The 16,647-nt window shown below is 47.5% G+C and carries 14 protein-coding genes; 7 read left to right on the top strand and 7 right to left on the bottom strand.

Annotated elements, in window-relative coordinates; all coding sequences use genetic code 11:
• Positions 1-373 precede the first annotated feature (373 nt).
• The gene (locus tag HQN90_RS37445) at positions 374-1,651 is read right to left on the bottom strand and encodes an FAD-dependent oxidoreductase (protein WP_338042442.1); all 1,278 of its coding nucleotides are present in this window, start codon (positions 1,649-1,651) and stop codon (positions 374-376) included.
• Entirely contained in the window at positions 1,599-3,041 is a 1,443-nt protein-coding gene (locus HQN90_RS37440; RefSeq protein ID WP_173227900.1) for an MFS transporter, read from the bottom strand. Before HQN90_RS37440 ends, HQN90_RS37445 begins: the two co-directional genes overlap by 53 nt.
• Positions 3,042-3,181: 140 nt before the next feature.
• Here HQN90_RS37440 and HQN90_RS37435 point away from each other — a divergent pair, with 140 nt between their 5' ends.
• The gene (locus HQN90_RS37435) at positions 3,182-4,012 is read left to right on the top strand and encodes an AraC family transcriptional regulator (protein ID WP_173227899.1); all 831 of its coding nucleotides are present in this window, start codon (positions 3,182-3,184) and stop codon (positions 4,010-4,012) included.
• Positions 4,013-4,193: 181 nt separating this feature from the next.
• A complete protein-coding gene (locus tag HQN90_RS37430; RefSeq protein WP_173227898.1) occupies positions 4,194-4,568 on the top strand; it encodes a response regulator in 375 nt (124 codons plus the stop codon).
• Positions 4,569-4,668: 100 nt separating this feature from the next.
• On the opposite strand, the gene HQN90_RS37425 is transcribed toward HQN90_RS37430, so the two are convergent.
• Together HQN90_RS37425 and HQN90_RS37420 are read right to left on the bottom strand one after the other, a co-directional pair.
• Positions 4,669-6,234: a response regulator gene (locus tag HQN90_RS37425; protein WP_173227897.1), complete on the bottom strand. Its 1,566-nt coding sequence runs from the start codon at positions 6,232-6,234 to the stop codon at positions 4,669-4,671.
• Positions 6,227-8,077, bottom strand: a complete 1,851-nt coding sequence (locus tag HQN90_RS37420) for a sensor histidine kinase (RefSeq protein WP_246363027.1) — start codon at positions 8,075-8,077, stop codon at positions 6,227-6,229. The genes HQN90_RS37425 and HQN90_RS37420 overlap by 8 nt, the downstream gene beginning before the upstream one ends.
• A 193-nt stretch (positions 8,078-8,270) precedes the next feature.
• Here HQN90_RS37420 and HQN90_RS37415 point away from each other — a divergent pair, with 193 nt between their 5' ends.
• The 3 genes from HQN90_RS37415 to HQN90_RS37405 all read left to right on the top strand — a co-directional run bounded on the left by HQN90_RS37415 (position 8,271) and on the right by HQN90_RS37405 (position 11,741).
• Positions 8,271-9,200: an ABC transporter permease gene (locus HQN90_RS37415; protein ID WP_173227895.1), complete on the top strand. Its 930-nt coding sequence runs from the start codon at positions 8,271-8,273 to the stop codon at positions 9,198-9,200.
• 39 nt (positions 9,201-9,239) lie between these two features.
• Positions 9,240-10,166, top strand: a complete 927-nt coding sequence (locus tag HQN90_RS37410) for a carbohydrate ABC transporter permease (RefSeq protein WP_173227901.1) — start codon at positions 9,240-9,242, stop codon at positions 10,164-10,166.
• Positions 10,167-10,250: 84 nt separating this feature from the next.
• On the top strand, positions 10,251-11,741 hold the full coding sequence (locus HQN90_RS37405; RefSeq protein ID WP_173227894.1) for an ABC transporter substrate-binding protein: 1,491 nt from the start codon (positions 10,251-10,253) through the stop codon (positions 11,739-11,741).
• Between the two features lie 367 nt (positions 11,742-12,108).
• On the opposite strand, the gene HQN90_RS37400 is transcribed toward HQN90_RS37405, so the two are convergent.
• A complete protein-coding gene (locus HQN90_RS37400) occupies positions 12,109-12,867 on the bottom strand; it encodes an SDR family oxidoreductase (RefSeq protein WP_173227893.1) in 759 nt (252 codons plus the stop codon).
• A gap of 218 nt (positions 12,868-13,085) precedes the next feature.
• Here HQN90_RS37400 and HQN90_RS37395 point away from each other — a divergent pair, with 218 nt between their 5' ends.
• Positions 13,086-13,694 carry a TetR/AcrR family transcriptional regulator gene (locus HQN90_RS37395; protein ID WP_173227892.1) on the top strand — a complete coding sequence of 203 codons (609 nt, stop codon included), beginning with the start codon at positions 13,086-13,088 and terminating at the stop codon, positions 13,692-13,694.
• Positions 13,695-13,732: 38 nt separating this feature from the next.
• Here the strand turns inward: HQN90_RS37395 and HQN90_RS37390 are convergent, their stop codons facing one another.
• Positions 13,733-14,992, bottom strand: a complete 1,260-nt coding sequence (locus HQN90_RS37390; protein WP_173227891.1) for an MFS transporter — start codon at positions 14,990-14,992, stop codon at positions 13,733-13,735.
• 141 nt (positions 14,993-15,133) lie between these two features.
• On the opposite strand from HQN90_RS37390, the gene HQN90_RS37385 reads away from it, so the two are divergent.
• On the top strand, positions 15,134-15,730 hold the full coding sequence (locus tag HQN90_RS37385) for a TetR/AcrR family transcriptional regulator (RefSeq protein ID WP_173227890.1): 597 nt from the start codon (positions 15,134-15,136) through the stop codon (positions 15,728-15,730).
• A gap of 136 nt (positions 15,731-15,866) precedes the next feature.
• Here HQN90_RS37385 and HQN90_RS37380 read toward each other — a convergent pair whose 3' ends face one another.
• Positions 15,867-16,070: a CsbD family protein gene (locus HQN90_RS37380; protein WP_079411598.1), complete on the bottom strand. Its 204-nt coding sequence runs from the start codon at positions 16,068-16,070 to the stop codon at positions 15,867-15,869.
• Positions 16,071-16,647 lie beyond the last annotated feature (577 nt).

Here is a 16,647-nt window from a genome sequence, read left to right as displayed (position 1 = left end):
AGCTAAAAAATTAGAAGCCATAGAAATTTCGGTTTAGTGTGTTTAGAGAAATGAGAAAAATGAAAAACTGCGAGAGCGAGAGCATTTAGCAGATGGACTCCATAATTAAGGGGCCGAACCGTTTTTTGGGATGAGCGGCTGAAAAAGATAAAAATGCCTGTACAATTGCAGGCATTTCCACTTTTTAACCGAATTCGCCCGGAAATTCCTGTATTTTCGCAGGCTTTTACACTTGGGTGAACTGAACTGATCTGATTTGATCCTGAAGCCCCTTCATAACACATGGAATTATAAAGTAATCAACCCCATCAACTATCGACGCTTACATACCAAATTTGGCTTATGGAACAGCTTCTTCTCTTTATACTAGGCACTATTGTCTAAGCCGAGTAATTGTCTCTATAACACGGTGAGGTGCATCGGGCGAAATACAGACTGCAAGGCTATCGGCTGTCTCCTTGGCAGCGGCTGCTGCACGTTCATACATGGCTTGTTCGTAGCCGCCGATTGCGCGAGTTAGATCGTTGCTCAGTCTGATGGCGTGAGCCAATTCGACTGCATCGAGCATGGCAAGATTGGCTCCTTTGCCAGCGAATGGGGTCATGAGATGGGCGGCATCGCCCAGCAGTGTTACCCCAGGGCGCGTTGACCATGAATGGTCAATGGGCAGCGTGTAAAGCGGCCGGGTGAGGAAGGTGTTGTCATCGCAATGCCTGATCAAATCGGTGAGTTCATTGTGCCATCCAGCGAAGAGTTTGAGAAGGCCGGAGCGAGCCAAATTGGGCTGATCAAACGGAATTCCGCACATATGGAGCCAATCCTCAGGAACCCGAAAGGTTGGATAAATCAGAATATGGCCTTCGCCATTGCGTTGAGCCAGCAGGCCTTTGTCCTCCGATAAGGCGAACATACTCCCGCGACCAATCAATCGGGAGATCGAAGGGTGTTTGTGGTCGACATTTTTGATACAGATCTCGAGCATCGTTACCCCGGCATAGGTGGGGACAGCGTCAGAGACGAGAGGGCGGACTCGTGACCAAGCACCATCGGCACCAACTACGAGATCGGCAATATCTGTGTGACCATTCTCGAAGCAGAGTTTGTGCTGTCCGCCACCCAGGGAATTGATCGTTTGCAAACTGTGGCCCCAACGAATCGTACCGGGCTGCAGGGAGTTTAGAAGCAAGTCACGCAAGGCGCCTCGATCTATCTCCGGATGAGCCGTATCATCAGGGTTAGTAACTTCGTCCATATAGACGGCGCCGTTTTTATCGAGAAGTCGAAAGTCTTGAGCTTCGCAGCGGGCTACATCTAGGAATTGAGAGTAAAGGCAGGTTTGTTGGAGCGCAAGCTGTCCGGATTCGACGTGGAGATCCAGTGTCCCGCCTTGTGGGCGAGATGAAGCAGAAGGTTCGCGTTCGTAGATGACTGGATTAATTCCATGCATCTGAAGCTTGCGAGCGAGTGTGAGTCCTCCAGGTCCGCCGCCTATGATGGCGATGCGAGGTGTGCTGTTTTCGAGCATAATTCTATCGTCCTCCTTATAAGGGTTTAATGTGCTCTGAGGGTATTTCACGATCTCTTTATGGAAGGCGAGTTCAATTAGCCTTGTTACGGCGAAGCAATAACGATATAAAGGCTGATAATCCACTAATGACGCCTGCTGCCAGGAATGCGCTATGATAACCAGCAAGTTGCGAATCTGCGAGAGCCATTCCAGACGTTATTTGTGAAGTGGTCACACTATGAGAGAGTGTAAGGAGACCGGCAATTCCGATCGCTCCGCCAAGTTGACGAGCTGTATTTTGCAAACCGGAGGCAAGACCGCTATCCTGTGCTGGAACGCCTGCAAGCACAGCTTGAATCGCGGTCGTGAGCATCAATCCAAGTCCTCCGCCAACGAGCATACTTGGAAGCAGAAACTGGGAGAAGTAATCGGGATGGGACGGCAGCCAATTGAACCAGACGAATCCTCCTGCGGCCATTAGACCGCCGACCAAAGGAAGTTTGTTAAAGCCTGCGTTCCGAAGACGCCGGGATACACTGGCAGCAACAGCTAGCATAATCGCCATGGGCAATAGCGCCAGTCCTGTGTGCAGCGGATTGTAACCGCTAATCTCCTGCAAGGTAAGCGATAAAAATAACATGCTTGCTGTTAAGGTTGCGCCGAGTCCAAGCACCATGATAATGCCAATTCGTACATTCCTGTGGCGGAAGATGCTTAGTCGGATTAAGGGGGCGGCGGTATTGGCTTCAATGATAATGAAAAGCGGCAACAGCACTAGCGCAACGGCCAACGAACACAGCACAACAGGCGATCCCCAGCCCAATTCAAGCGTTTGTGTAATCCCAAAGATAAAGGCGGTGAGAGCAACCGTAATTGCAGCAGCTCCGGGGATATCGAGTTTGGTGCGTTTGTTTTCTTTCGGATGTGGAAGCAGGCAGATGGCAACCAAGCAGCTAAGTGCGATTCCGATTGGTACGTTAACAAACATAACCCAGCGCCAGTTGATTAGGCTGGTCAGGATGCCGCCGATAATGACTCCAAAGGCAGAGGCGATGGAGGAAGAGGCTGCCCATAGCGAAATGGTACGATCTTGTTTGGCCCCTCGCGGGTAGGCATCAACGATTACGGCAAATGTGGATGTGGCGAGCACAGAACCACCTAAACCTTGAACGGCACGTGCTGCCAGTAGGATGGAACCTGTGGTTGCGAGACCGCCGACAAGGCTGGCGAAAGTAAATAAGATGAGTCCAGACTGAAGGATCGTTTTGCGGCCATAAATGTCGCCGGCACGTGCAGCAAGGAGCATGAAGCCGCCTAATGTCAGCAAATAGGCATCAACTACCCATTGTTGTTCTGTGACGGATAGGCCCAAATCCGTTTTCATTGCCGGTAAAGCGACATTTACAATGGCGCTGTCCATGACGACCATGAAAGCGCACAAGCAAGCGACTACGGCTGCAACCCAGGCAGGAATGCCTTGTCGCAGTAAGGTGGATACAGTTGGGACGGAAGAGCTGGAAGATACGGATGTCATTGAGATGCCTCCAAAATGTAGGATATTAGTTTAAAACAATTGGACATTGCCTGTTCCTTATTTTAGAATAGGTTTAATTAGGAACGGTAACGCTAATTGGACAAAAAATAGCGAGAAATGGCCAAAAGGGGATGTTCGGTATGACGGTAGAAGGGGTTGACAAAAGCGACTGGTTGGAAGGACCTTCACTGATTGCCTTTTGGGGCAATGATGACTCAGACAATCCGTTCCGGCTGGGGACACGCGAGTACGATTGGCACAGCCATCGGCGGGGCCAGATTTTCTGTGTGGAAAGCGGGCTTATCCATGTGCGAACGGCAACAGGCTCCTGGCTGATGCCTCCTCGTCGCGCGGGATGGCTCCCGCCGAATGTGGCGCACAAGGTCTCCATCAGCGGAGCCATGAGTGGATGGAGCGTGCTTCTTACGCCTGAGATCAGCAGCGACTTATCCAAGCAGCCATGCGTCATCAATGTGAGTGACCTCATGCGCGCTCTTGTGCAGCGCACTGTATCGTGGGGGGACCAAGACATCCTTGAACCAGAACAAGAGCGCCTAGTGGCTGTTCTGCTGGATGAGATTAGAAGAGCTCCGCTTGAGCCGTTGCATCTGCCAATGCCTTCTGATCCTCGTCTTTTACGTATTGCAGACATGATATTGAAGCAACCCGAAGATAATCGTACGCTTAACGAGTGGGCAACTTGGGCTGCATTATCTCCGCGAACATTGCGTCGATTGATTTTGGCGGAAACTGGCTTGACTTTCAATCTGTGGCGTCAGCAGGCTCGACTCACACATGCGCTTGAAATGTTAGCGCAAGGCGAATCGGTCGGTATGGTTGCAGATGCGCTGGGCTATGGAACGCCCAGCAGCTTTATTGCCATGTTCCGTCGTGCTTTTGGGGATTCTCCCTTGCATTACCTAGCTGTCAGACGAGAGCAGAAACGCAGTCCTTACAATTCTCCATATTAGCTTTATGCGGCATGAAAAGAGGCACATCCTACGTCGGAATAAGACGGAGGAGTGCCTCTTTCTATAAGAAAAGTTTGAGAGAATTTTGAGAGACGGCTGTGATACGATGCCATGGAATTGTTCTATTTTATAGGTGCGAGTGAAATGTGTTGTTTTCAGCCTGGCAAGTAGAGGAGGATTCATGAATAAGAGAACGAAAATCATGATTATTGATGATGCCGCTTTTATGAGAGCTATGTTAAAAGATATACTTGTAACTCTGGATTATGAAGTAGTGGCAGAAGGCTGCAACGGTTTTGAGGCTATCCATTTGTATAAAAGGTTTAAGCCGGATTTAGTAACCATGGACATCACGATGCCGGAAATGGATGGGATAGCCGCACTTAAAGAAATTAAACGAATGGACCCTCAAGCGCTAGTCATTATGTGTTCTGCGATGGGACAACAGAAATTGGTTGTTGATTCGTTTCACGCTGGGGCTAAGGATTTCCTCGTTAAGCCATTTAATAAGGATAGAATTGCGGAAGCGATTAGGAAAGTATTAATTTCAAAATAAATATGAGAAGGCAGCTTTAATCTATACATGGAATCTTGGATTTGGTTAAAAGCAAGCCACCGCCCTAGAGATGTCCGGCGGTGGCTTTATTTGCAAGGCTTCACAGCAGCTTGCGGTATTGGGCAGGAGCGACGCCTATGACTTTTTTGAAATGCTTGTAGAAGTGGGCTGTATCCCAGTAGCCAACGGCTTTGGCGATATCCTGCGTTTTGAGGGTGGTGGTTTTCATCAGGTCCATCGCTTTCTCAATGCGGAACCGGTTCACATAATCAGAGAAGGATTGATGGGTTTCCTTTTGGAATAACTGTCCTAAATAAACGGGATGAATACGGTAGGACTGCCCCAGCGTTTTCAATGAAAAATCATTCATATAGCACCGATGAACATATTCCAGAACCTGTCGGATGACAGGGCTTTTTTCCATTCTTAGGCTCAGAACCTGAGACACCTCAGCGCCCATCGCATGGACAAGCTCTTTTAATTGTTCAAGGGTGGGAGCGGTGCTGATTTGGCTCATAACATCATGATAGGTTTGGAAAACCGGATGGCTGGAATCGCAATCGTTCAGCCATTTTTTCATTTGAATAATTAGTTCGACGACGGCATGCCGCAGCATAGCGGGCGTAATGCTTTCTATATGTGAGAACGCGGCAAAGCAATCGTCAATTTGCTGATGAAGCGCTTGATCATCAGGCGTGCTTGGCAGGCGCAGACGTCCTTCCGAGTCGCTCAAAGCTGAGTCCTGCGGGCCGGTGGAGGCCGTGACACGCTCAAAGTCCAATAACTTTTCGTGAGGAAAAAGCAGTTCGTACTCCAGCGCCAGCAAGGCGTTCTGGTAACTGATCGGCACCCGCTCGAAGTCCGTTTCCACAGAGCCAACTGCCATAATCGGACGAAGATGAAGCGTCTGGCCAAGCAGTTCGGCAAATTGACCCAATTGGTCATGCAGATTGTAGAAATCATCATGGAATGAACGACAGTCGGCATCCAGAACAAGGACGAGATGATCGTCAATGTTCTGGAAGAGGAGAAAGGCACACCCGCTCTCTTCCAAGAAAGTGGCAGCCATCCTTCGGATGTGGCGTGCTTGCCCAAGGAATGTGACGGCATCTTCCGCAGCTGGTTTGATGATCACCGTGGTCATGGAGGGAACGTTCAGCCGCAGCTGCAGGAAATCGGAACGAAGCTTCCACTGTTCCTTACCAATGCGGCCTGTGACCCACCGGTACAAAATATTGTCCTTCAGCAATTCGCGCTGATCCTGATCGAGCCTGTCAATTTTGGCGCGGTTTAGCTTCTCCACGGCATTGATTAAGGTTTGCGTAAGCTCCTCGAAATGAATGGGCTTCAGCAAATAATTTTCGATGCCCAGTTGCATACCTTGGCGAATGTAATCAAATTCGTTATAGCCGCTTAGAATAATACATTTCAGCTCCGGATTTCGGCTTTTGAGCACTCGCAGCAGCTCGAGACCGTTCATTTCCGGCATGGCAATATCCGTAATCAAGATATCTATATGAATGTTGTGCTGTTCAATTTGCTCCAAAGCATCAACGCCATTCTCCGCTTGCCCGGCTAGAACGAGCTTGAGGGACGGCCAGTCAACCAGACTGGCCAGCCCGTCGAGGATGAAGGGTTCATCGTCCACGATCCAAACATTATGCATGAAAAATCCCCCCTTCATATGGAAGTCGAGCGCGAACCAGCGTTCCTTCGTTAGGCCGGCTGGCAATCTCCAGTCCGTATCGTTCCCCATAAATCAAACGAATCCGTTCATGTACATTGCGCAGTCCCAGTGAAGAGGAAGGCGCATTCGCCTTCCCTTGGCCAGCCAGCATGTCTTGAAGAGAGCGAAGGCGCTCCGGCTTGATGCCTGCGCCATTATCGCTGACCTCGACGACAAGGGAAGAGGAAGCTTCATCGGCAAAAGCATGAATCGCGATGATATTGCCGGCTCTGGCCGTGCGGATGCCATGCACGATGGCATTCTCAACCAGCGGTTGCAGCAGCAGCTTAAACACGCGGAATTTCCGAAAGCCATCCTCGATCGTGATGCGGTAATCAATCTTGTCTTTGTAGCGAACCCGATACAATTCGAGGAATTGCCGACAGTAATCGGTCTCCTCCTCAAGTGTGACACTTGTCTCCGGCTTCACCGCATAACGAAACAGCATGCCAAGCAAATACAGCATTTCCCCTGCTACGTCGGCACCGTTCTTCAAGGCACTCATACGAATTGCTTCCAACGTGTTGTACAAAAAATGGGGATTGATTTGCGCCTGAAAGGCTATCAATTCTGCCTGCTTCTGCTTGATATCGGCAACGTAAACCTGATCGATGTGGCTCATTAACTCCTCGCACATCCGGTTGAAGCTGCGAGAGATATCGTCCAGCTCATCATTGCGGCCTGTCGGTACGCGGACTGCTAAATTGCCATGCTGGGCCAGCTTCATAGCCTTGACGATTTCCCGCGTGCGCTTGGAATACCTGTACATAGCCATGTAGGAGAAGATGATTGTTAATACGATGCCGATTCCTGTGATGGCAATGACTTTATTCCGGAAATGGGAATACCGATGCTCCAGCTCCGATAAAGGTACAATCCCGCTGATCAGCACGTTGGACTTGGCAGAGCGTACTATTGATGTATACGATTTCTCATCCAGTCGGCTGAAGCCTGATGATGCTATTAATTGCTCGGCATAAGGATACTTTGAGCCGTCGTAACGATGGGTGGAGTCATAGATGACTTGCCCATTCGGGAATAGGACCAAGCTATGTCCCATCAGCTCTTCTCCGCTCATGTCCAGCACCCGGCGAATGCTGTCTGGTTGATAGGTGACGAGCAGCACGCCATCGGTTTGCAGGGTATCGGGGTCGTTCAAATCCTGGGCAAAGGTGTAGGCGCCTGTTTTGGAAAGTCCTAGAATGGAGGCGATTCCAAGAGTATGAGCACTGGACATTTTCTCCAGCCGTAGAATGTTAACGGCCTCTGCGACGGCTTGGCTCTCATCCTTGAGCATGCGCAAATTTTGGGTTTTATCTTTGTTCATCGTGAACATAAACGACATCTTGCGGCTGTACAGGGCAATCTGCAGAATATCCGAATCGTGCTCCAGCTGGGTGCGCATAAAGGTTTCCACATTCGTGTCCACACTGCTGTTGCTGGCTATGTATTTATTGAACCGGTTTTGAATATATAGCTGCACATCATTGCGAAGAAAGAACAGCATGTCATTCAGCAGTGTCTGGTTCTGATAGAGCTGAAAGACAATTTCTTGGGATTGATCCGACTGTCGATCCAGATAACGGGTTACGCTGTCAACAGCTTGCCTTTGTGAGCCGAGTTCTTTTTGCAGCAGCGAATTGGTTGAATACTTGTAAACGAGCACCGCCATAGAGCAAAAGGTGACGATCGTTATGCCGGAAAATATAAGCAGAATCTGATTAAAGAGGCGAGAACGGAAGAAAATAAAATAAAATTCGGATAGCCTGGACGTAGCGATCATCTCCACAGAAGAAATTCAAATGATGTAGCTCTACGATAACATGAAGCACACACCCTATCAATTGAGGGGAAGGCATAGAGCTTTAATTTTTACAACAAAGCTTAAGTATGTTCACTATTTTCAAAGGAATGCCTTGTGATAGATTGAATTTGCAGAGCTTAGACAGAGGAAAAGGGGAAAGGAAGTGGACAGCATGCAGCGATTCTTGGGCCAATTGGGGAGAAACAAAGCGTTTCTGCTTATGGTATTGCCGGGAGCCCTTTGGTTTCTTATCTTTTGTTATTTACCGATGCCTGGAGCGCTTCTGGCGTTCAAGGAATACCGGCTCGATCAAGGCGGATTTTTCTCCGGGTTAATCCATTCCAAATGGGTAGGCCTCAAAAACTTTGAGTTTTTGTTCCATGCATATGATGCTTTTATTATTACAAGAAACACAGTTGTATACAATCTCGTATTTATTTTCTTGGGATTAGTTCTCTCTGTGACTATGGCAATTATTTTATTTAATTTAACGCAGAAAAAGCTGGCAAAGCTTTACCAGACGGCGATGTTTATGCCTTATTTTCTGTCGTGGGTCATCGTCAGCTACTTTGCCTTCAGCTTTCTAAGTGTGGATAAAGGGTTCTTGAACCAACTGCTTGCCGTATTCGGCGTAGAGCCGATTGCTTGGTATTCCGAAATGAAATACTGGCCGTTCATTCTCGTTTTCATGAGCATGTGGAAGGGGATTGGCTACTCCAGCGTCATTTATTTGGCAGCTATATCGGGAATTGATAAATCCTACTATGAGGCAGCGATGATCGATGGCGCGAATAAATGGCAGCAGACGGTGAAGATCACCGTTCCGCTTATTAGACCGATGATGGTGATCTTGACGATCTTGGCAATCGGCGGCATCTTCAGGGCGGATTTTGGCTTGTTCTACCAAATTCCTCGTGATTCGGGCATGCTGTACCCCGCGACGAACGTCATCGATACCTATGTCTATCGTTCGATGAAGGTGCTTGGCGATTTCGGATTGGCGGCAGCGGCAGGTTTTTATCAATCCGTGGTAGGCTTCCTTCTGGTTGTTGGTGCGAATTGGACCGTCAAAAAAGTTAATGAGGATCAAGCGCTTTTCTAATCATAGCTAGATATTTATAGAAGGAGGCCTCTTTCGATGATGCCATCTACACAGCCAACGAAGCTGCGCAATATTCATCGCCTTCCGCTTGCTTGGAACGCTTTGCTTCACGTGATTGCCGGTGCGTTTGCAGCTGCCTGCGTATTCCCGTTCCTGTTTGTTGTCCTTATCTCGTTTACGGATGAGAGCACACTGGCACAGTTTGGCTATCGGATTTTCCCCGAAAAGTGGAGCTTACACGCGTATTCCTACATTTTCAAAACAGGTGATCAGTTGTTTCATTCCTATGGAATAACCTTGTTCGTCACGGTCGCGGGTACAGCCATTACCGTGATCATGACAACGTTATATGCGTATGCGCTTTCACGAAAAAGCTTTGCGTATCGCAAGTTTTTCACTTTTCTAGCCTTTTTCACTATGCTGTTCGGCGGCGGCCTAGTGCCGACGTATATTATTACGGCTCAGCTGCTTCATTTGAAGGATACGATTTGGGCGTTGATTCTGCCAATGGCGTTGAATGCTTATAACATTGTGATTCTTCGCACGTTTTTCCAAACGATGATTCCCGACCCGATCATTGAATCCGGCAAAATCGACGGAGCGGGGGAATTAAGAATCTTGTTCAATCTTGTTCTTCCCTTGGCGCTTCCGGGCCTAGCGACCATTGCGTTGTTCAGCACGCTCGGGTACTGGAATGATTGGTTCAACGCCTTGCTCTATATTGATTCGAATCGGCTCGTTCCGCTTCAATCGCTACTGATGCGCATTGAAACGAGCATGCAGTTTATTATTCAGAATTCGGCCATGCTGAACAGCGGACAGAGCAAGGAAATGCTGCGCTCGCTGCCTCAGGAAACGTCACGGATGGCGATGGTTGTTTTGGCCACAGGGCCAATCGTGCTCGCTTATCCATTTTTCCAGCGTTACTTTGTAGAGGGACTTACGATTGGTGCGGTTAAGGATTAATCGCAGACAGACAAAGGTGATTTTGGCAGTTTAAAGGATTTCGCTCCTTATTTGTTAAAATAAACAGGCAGAAGGAAAAGGGAGATGGTCAGATTGAAAACAAAATGGGCAAGCGTTGCGTTAACCGCCTTCTTGGCAGGCGCAGTTATGACAGGCTGTACGAACAGCGGGGAGAAGAACATATCAGCTGCTGCAGGATCAGGCACGGAGGCACAGACGTCTGGCGGCGATCTTGTTCAATTAGTTTGGTACACAATTGGCACACCGCCCAAGGATCTCGCCAAAGTTAACGATGAAATCAACAAGTATATCCAAGATAAAATTCATGCAACCGTCGAAATGAAAATGCTGGATTGGGGAGACTACTCTCAGAAAATGCAGATCATCATTGCCTCGGGCGAGGCTTATGACATCGGCTTTACGAGTTCATGGGCTAATGATTACTTTGCTAACGCCAAGAAGGGCGCTTTCTATGAACTTGATAAGCTGCTGACGGAGAAAGGCCCCGGCATTAAACAAGCGTTGAATCCTGCGTTCCTGGAAGGGACGAAGGTGAACGGTCACAACTATGGGCTGCCGACAAACAAAGAATTGCCTCAGCAGCGTGTGTTCCGTTTTAATAAAACGTATGTAGACAAGTACAAATTGGACGTATCCAAGGTTAGGAAGATTCAGGATCTGGAGCCGCTGCTAAAGACATTCAAAGAAAATGAATCAGGTTTCCCGCCGATCCCAGCCAAAATTGCTGAATTTCTGCCTTTTGATCTGCCGGTCAACGATCTGCCATTCTTCGGCGTCCCGCTGGACACCAAGGATTACAAGCTTGTAAATGTGTGGGAGACTCCGGAGGCTTCGAGCTATTTGGAAACGATGAATAAATACTATAAAGCCGGTTATTTGCCTAAGGATGTGGCTACTCAAAATGATGCCGGTGACTATTTTAAAACAGGAAAATGGCTCGTGGACGTAGCGGATGCGCAGCCTTATGCGGATAATTTGTGGAGCAATGACGCGGGTTATGGGGTCGTGAGCGTGCCGATGCATGAACCGATTACGTTCAATTGGTCTGTCGCGGGATCCTTGCAAGCGATCAATGCGAAATCCAAGCACCCGGAGAAAGCGATGGAGTTTCTGAATTTGCTGTATACCGATCCGAACTTAATTAATCTCATTGATTTCGGTATCGAAAATGTGCATTACAAAAAGTCAGGAGCTGTAACCAAAGAAGCCATTCCGGACAGAGGCTACGGTTTCCCGGCATTCACCGTAGGAAATATGATGCTGACGTACTTGAACACGAATGACCCAGCGGACAAATGGGCGAAGTTTAAAGCGTTTAACGAATCGGCAACTAATTCGCCGCTGCTTGGCTTCCAGCTGGATACGTCCAAAATAACGACGGAGCTGGCGAACTTGAAAAACGCCAAGGAAGCGGTCTATAATGCCCTGTTCTCCGGTACGATTGATCCGAAGGATAATCTGCCTAAAGTGACGAAAAAGCTGAAGGATAATGGGCTTGATAAAGTGATGGCCGAGGTTCAGCAGCAAATTAATGACTGGCGTGCCAAGAAGTGATGAGTTCAAGCTGAATAAACAAGCCGCAGGGTGTTTGCGGCTTGTTCGTTTTTTTATCTGGGGTAAGCGAATCATCTCTTGGCGACTGCGGGTGAGGTGAAGGGGAACTATGTTCCCTTATTCGTGATCCAAACAGCCATTTGGCCAGCAAGAGGGAACTATGGTACGCTAAATTGTTCAATTTGCCAGGAATTCACTCTAAAGAGGCGAAATAAGGGTTCGTATTTCCCTTTCAGCTGCAAATCTCGGATTCTAAGTCAATTAGCGGATTATAGTTCCTTTTCATAAGGAAATGTCGATATCGAGACTCTCCCATAAGGGGGGAAGAGAAGGTCGGAGTCAGTTAAGTCCGACCTTCTTTCAGGAATTAGTAAGCTGTCCAGCCGGCATCTGCCGTAATGACAGTTCCGTTAACGAAGCTGGCATCATCTGACGCCAAGAATAGAGCAACCTTTGCAATTTCTTCCGGATCGCCTGCACGAGGATTCAATTGCATGCCTGCCATAGCTCTTTCCATCCCGAATGGGTTAGGGGCATTAATCGACGTACTAATGTTGGTGTTCACGCCACCTGGAGCAATGGCATTGCAGCGAACGCCGAGTTGTGCATATTGAAAGCCGACATTTTTGGTTAATCCAACGACGGCATGTTTGGAAGCTGTATAGGCAGCACCTGCACGGGAACCTTGCAATCCGCCGGCAGAAGCAATGTTAACGATGACACCGCTTTTGCGCTCTGTAAAGATGGGGAGCACTTTGCGAATTGTTCGCATCGGTCCGGTGGTATTGATAGCAAAAACGCGCTCCCAAAGCTCATCGGTCAAATCTCCAGCCGGAACAAAGTTATCCATAATGCCTGCGTTATTGATGAGAATGTCTACGGTGCCGTATTCCTTCACTGTGGTATCGATTAAGTGTTGAACATCTTCTTCTTTAGCTACATTGGCAGCAATGGCGATGGCTGTACCACCTTTGGCTTCAATCCCCGAAACAACCGTTTGTGCGGTTTCCACACGCAAATCAGATACAACTACTTTTGCGCCTTCTTCTGCGAACAGCTCTGCAATCGCTTTGCCCATGCCGGATGCAGCGCCTGTAACGACAGCTACTTTGCCAGAAAGTTTCATGTTGAATGCCTCCATTTTGTTTCATTATTTGTTTTCAGCCCAGTTTTCATACAAGGCTGCTCAAATGATTGATTCAACACATGTTCAATAGAAAACATCTGTTGGTTCAAGTATAATGAATTTCGGAGAGTGAATTCAATCAGTAAAAAACGTGCGTTTGTTATCTACCGAACACATTGCGCGATTTTGTTCAATAACTCAAAAAGGGAATGATGGGAATGTCAGAAAAAGAGAAAAAAACGGACCGTCGTATCATTCGCAGTAAAATAGCCTTGCGTGAGGCTTTGTTATCCTTGATGGCACAAAAGCCCTTTACATCCATTTCTATAACGGAAATTGTCGAGTGCGCCAATTACAATCGGGGAACCTTTTATGCCAATTATGAGAGCAAAGAAGCTTTGCTGGATGAGATTACTTCTGAGTTGATTCATAAGCTGCTGCAATCTTTTCGAGCGCCTTATGAGCATGTTGAAGTGTTTCGCATTGATGAGCTGCCCGCGAATTCGGTGATGATCTTTGAACACATTTTCGAACACGCGGCGCTGTATACCGTTCTATTACAAAGCGATGTGCTGCCTAACCTGAGGGAGAAAATGTTTACTGCTTTGAAACAAATCTCCCAGGAGGAGCTGCTTTATTCCGATAACGGCATTGATCGGGAACTTCTCTCCATCTATGCTATCCATGCGTTAGTTGGTCTTGTGTTCCACTGGATTGAAAGCGGGTTTAAGCATTCGTCCAGCTATATGCAGGATCAGCTTGTGAAAATTATTAACTGGCGCCCGACGGTTGCTAGAACCGTAGTCATTCGAGGTACAGACGCTTGATTTTCTTCACGAAGGTTCACCTTGGCTTTATCACTCTTTCAGGCAGAAGCGCTCCTACTTTGAAACGGGTAATTTCGTTTCCGTCTGGCATAGAGGATGTAATAACTTAGTGTCACGAGCACACAGATGAAGATATCGACGCTGATCAGCGCCTGATAATTGTGGAAATAGTCGAAGGAAATGCCGCCGATCAAGGCACCTAGAATACCGCCTCCTTGATGAAAAAGAAGCAGGAAGCCGGTTTGTTTGCCTTTTCCTTGGGCAAATTCGTTGACGATCATCAGACCTCCGGGAATCGCACTTAAATACGTTATTCCGAAGGCGATGGCAAATAAGACAGGGGACCAGCCGACATGTATAAATAGGAGAGAAAATCCAATAATACGTATACCATATAAGAGGGTCATCATCACCAGTTTATTGAATCGGTCCAAAAAGTAGCCAAAAATGAGCGACCCGAGAATCTCCAAAACACCAAGAATGCTCATGGATAAGGCAATTATGCTAGGCGATACATTTGCCAATTGATGGATAGCGACCAAATTCATTTCTACCGTCCCCATATTGAAGCCGCAGGTGAACAGTGCGCAGGCAACTACAATGAAGATGGGCAGATGTACGGACATTCCCTTGTAGGAAGGACGGACTTCTGTAGTCTTTTCCGAATTCTCCGATGCTGCGAGCTCATTCTTTTGCGTTTTGTTAAGAATAGTCCTCTTAGGCAACGTTCCCCTAATCCCAAACCAAATGACAGGCAATGTCACAATTATACCTAGGACAAATGAGGCCAGAAACGCATCTTTCCAAGTCAGCCAGCTTGATGAAACGAAGATCGGCGTACTGACCGCTAGCCCGACCGAAGAAGCACTAGCCAGCAGCGCTACGGCTTTGGCTCGATGATGCCGGAACCATTCAAACATCAACATATAGGTCGTAGTTGTTCCGATGCCGACGAAGCCAGAGATGACGCCATAGCCGATAAAGAAGACGATGGAATGATGGCCAAGCACGACAGTTCCCGTTCCTAGCGTACTTATAACGGCGCTGGCCAGCATAATTTTCTTCGGACCATAGCGATCCACAAGCCATCCCCCGAGAGGTGCGCATAAGGCTGCAATCAGCAAGTTCGTAGACCAGGCCATCGAAATGAATCCCCTGCTGATCCCCAAGTCATCTGAGATTTGAACCTGAAAATAAGCCATGATAAATCGCGAAAGTGCGCCAATAAATCCGATTATCCAAAGCGAGCCTAATCCAATCCACGCATACTTGGGTTCCTTGAACCATGTCGTCTCCATTGAACTCTCCTTTGTGTTATGCCATATACTAAAGATACCGTTCGGTATCTTTAGTATATGGCATAAGGAACTCCATTACAATAGGTCATTTCTTTTTGGTATAATGATGATAAGAATTCATGCGATTAACGGGGGACTCACATGCAAAAAGGAGAAAATACACGCAAGCATATCATATCGAAGGCTGCTGAGCTTTTTAACCAGAAAGGCTATGCAGGTTCATCCATGTCCGATATTACAGAGCTGACTGGCATTAAAAAAGGCGGCATCTACCGCCACTTTGCCAGCAAGGACGAAATTGCCCTCGAAGCTTATAACTATGCAGGCAGCATAGTGGGAGGGCATATTCAAGAAGCAATTCGCCAGCAGGAAACAGCTTTTGGCAAGCTGCTGTCCTATTTGCGTGTCTATGCGAATGTGGTTGAAGAGCCGCCTTTTATCGGAGGCTGTCCACTCCTCAACGTAGCTGTCGAATGCGACGATACTCATCCGATTTTGCGCCAAAGGGCTCAGCAAGGTCTCGAAGGCACGCTTGGCAACATCAAAGGTATTATCATGCAGGGCATTGAAACTGGTGAATTCAAAGCTGATATTGATGTGGACGCTTTAGCTACGTTCACGCTTTCCATCATGGAAGGCAGCATTATGATGAGCAAGCTGGAAGGCGACAATCGGCATGTACGGATGAATATCGAGAGCTTTTCTGCTTATTTGCGAGCTGTATGCGTACAAAACTGAGTGGGGACTTGGTCCACAGTTCCACTTGCAAATTATAAAAGAAGAACCTCATTTTCCACTTTTGGTGGGAATGAGGCTCTTCTTCATAGAGTCGGCTTGCTTCTAATGCTCCGGCTAGTTGTATCACGCGTCTATTCTATACTTTATGCATAGAAGTCCATGCGAGATATTCTTTTTCCGCAGCTTCTTTGCTATGTCCATAACGTTCCTGCAGCTTGCCGATCAGCTTCTCGCGCTCACCGTCAATGACGTCAAGATCGTCGTTCGTTAGCTTGCCCCACTGCTTCTGCGTTTCACCCTTCAGCTGTTTCCATTTGCCTTTAAATACATGGTTGTCCATGGAATTCACTCCTCTGTCGTTAGAATAATAATGATGCTTATAGTCTATATCTACCCAATAAAACTGAGTTTAAAACAGAAGCTATGATTTAAGGGGCGCAGTGCTAAAATAGGGCGGGGTATTTGCATGTGATTTCGTAATGCGATTCATGCGAGTTCACCAGGCGCTGCAAGGTTTGTTGTACAGTCAGAACCTCAGCCCGGATAAAGTGCCATCTGTAAGGATAAGTGACGGAAGGGACTGTCCCTATAGCGTATAAAAAGCTTGCATTTTCGCGGATTTTCAAAAGCTTTCAGCATCCGGCAATCAGGCAGGCCTCGACTTTGCTTCATGCCTTCCGTCCCTGAGACCTTGAGAAAAATTCCTGCGATTATGCATCTTTTTGCTCTTGATTGAATCCGAAATCAGTGAATTCCTGCAAATATGCATCTTTTTGAAGCGATAACTGGAATAAAGCGGTTCGGCCCCTTAATTATGGAGTCCATCTGCTAAATGCTCTCGCTCTCGCAGTTTTTCATTTTTCTCATTTCTCTAAACACACTAAACCGAAATTTCTATGGCTTCTAATTTTTTAGCT

This window comes from Paenibacillus alba (assembly GCF_013204855.1).
In the GTDB taxonomy this organism is placed as follows: Bacteria; Bacillota; Bacilli; order Paenibacillales; family NBRC-103111; genus Paenibacillus_E; species Paenibacillus_E alba.
The sequence above is the reverse complement of the archived record's forward strand: the minus strand, read 5'-3'. Positions and strand labels throughout refer to the sequence as shown.

Excerpts from the sequence above, each read along its gene's own strand:
- HQN90_RS37430 (WP_173227898.1), top strand. The coding sequence starts at position 4,194 with ATGAATAAGAGAACGAAAATCATGATTATTGATGATGCCGCTTTTATG.
- HQN90_RS37425 (WP_173227897.1), bottom strand. The coding sequence starts at position 6,234 with ATGCATAATGTTTGGATCGTGGACGATGAACCCTTCATCCTCGACGGG.
- HQN90_RS37410 (WP_173227901.1), top strand. The coding sequence starts at position 9,240 with ATGCCATCTACACAGCCAACGAAGCTGCGCAATATTCATCGCCTTCCG.
- HQN90_RS37400 (WP_173227893.1), bottom strand. The coding sequence starts at position 12,867 with ATGAAACTTTCTGGCAAAGTAGCTGTCGTTACAGGCGCTGCATCCGGC.
- HQN90_RS37435 (WP_173227899.1), top strand. The coding sequence starts at position 3,182 with ATGACGGTAGAAGGGGTTGACAAAAGCGACTGGTTGGAAGGACCTTCA.
- HQN90_RS37420 (WP_246363027.1), bottom strand. The coding sequence starts at position 8,077 with ATGATCGCTACGTCCAGGCTATCCGAATTTTATTTTATTTTCTTCCGT.
- HQN90_RS37395 (WP_173227892.1), top strand. The coding sequence starts at position 13,086 with ATGTCAGAAAAAGAGAAAAAAACGGACCGTCGTATCATTCGCAGTAAA.
- HQN90_RS37440 (WP_173227900.1), bottom strand. The coding sequence starts at position 3,041 with ATGACATCCGTATCTTCCAGCTCTTCCGTCCCAACTGTATCCACCTTA.
- HQN90_RS37380 (WP_079411598.1), bottom strand. The coding sequence starts at position 16,070 with ATGGACAACCATGTATTTAAAGGCAAATGGAAACAGCTGAAGGGTGAA.
- HQN90_RS37390 (WP_173227891.1), bottom strand. The coding sequence starts at position 14,992 with ATGGAGACGACATGGTTCAAGGAACCCAAGTATGCGTGGATTGGATTA.
- HQN90_RS37385 (WP_173227890.1), top strand. The coding sequence starts at position 15,134 with ATGCAAAAAGGAGAAAATACACGCAAGCATATCATATCGAAGGCTGCT.
- HQN90_RS37415 (WP_173227895.1), top strand. The coding sequence starts at position 8,271 with ATGCAGCGATTCTTGGGCCAATTGGGGAGAAACAAAGCGTTTCTGCTT.
- HQN90_RS37405 (WP_173227894.1), top strand. The coding sequence starts at position 10,251 with ATGGTCAGATTGAAAACAAAATGGGCAAGCGTTGCGTTAACCGCCTTC.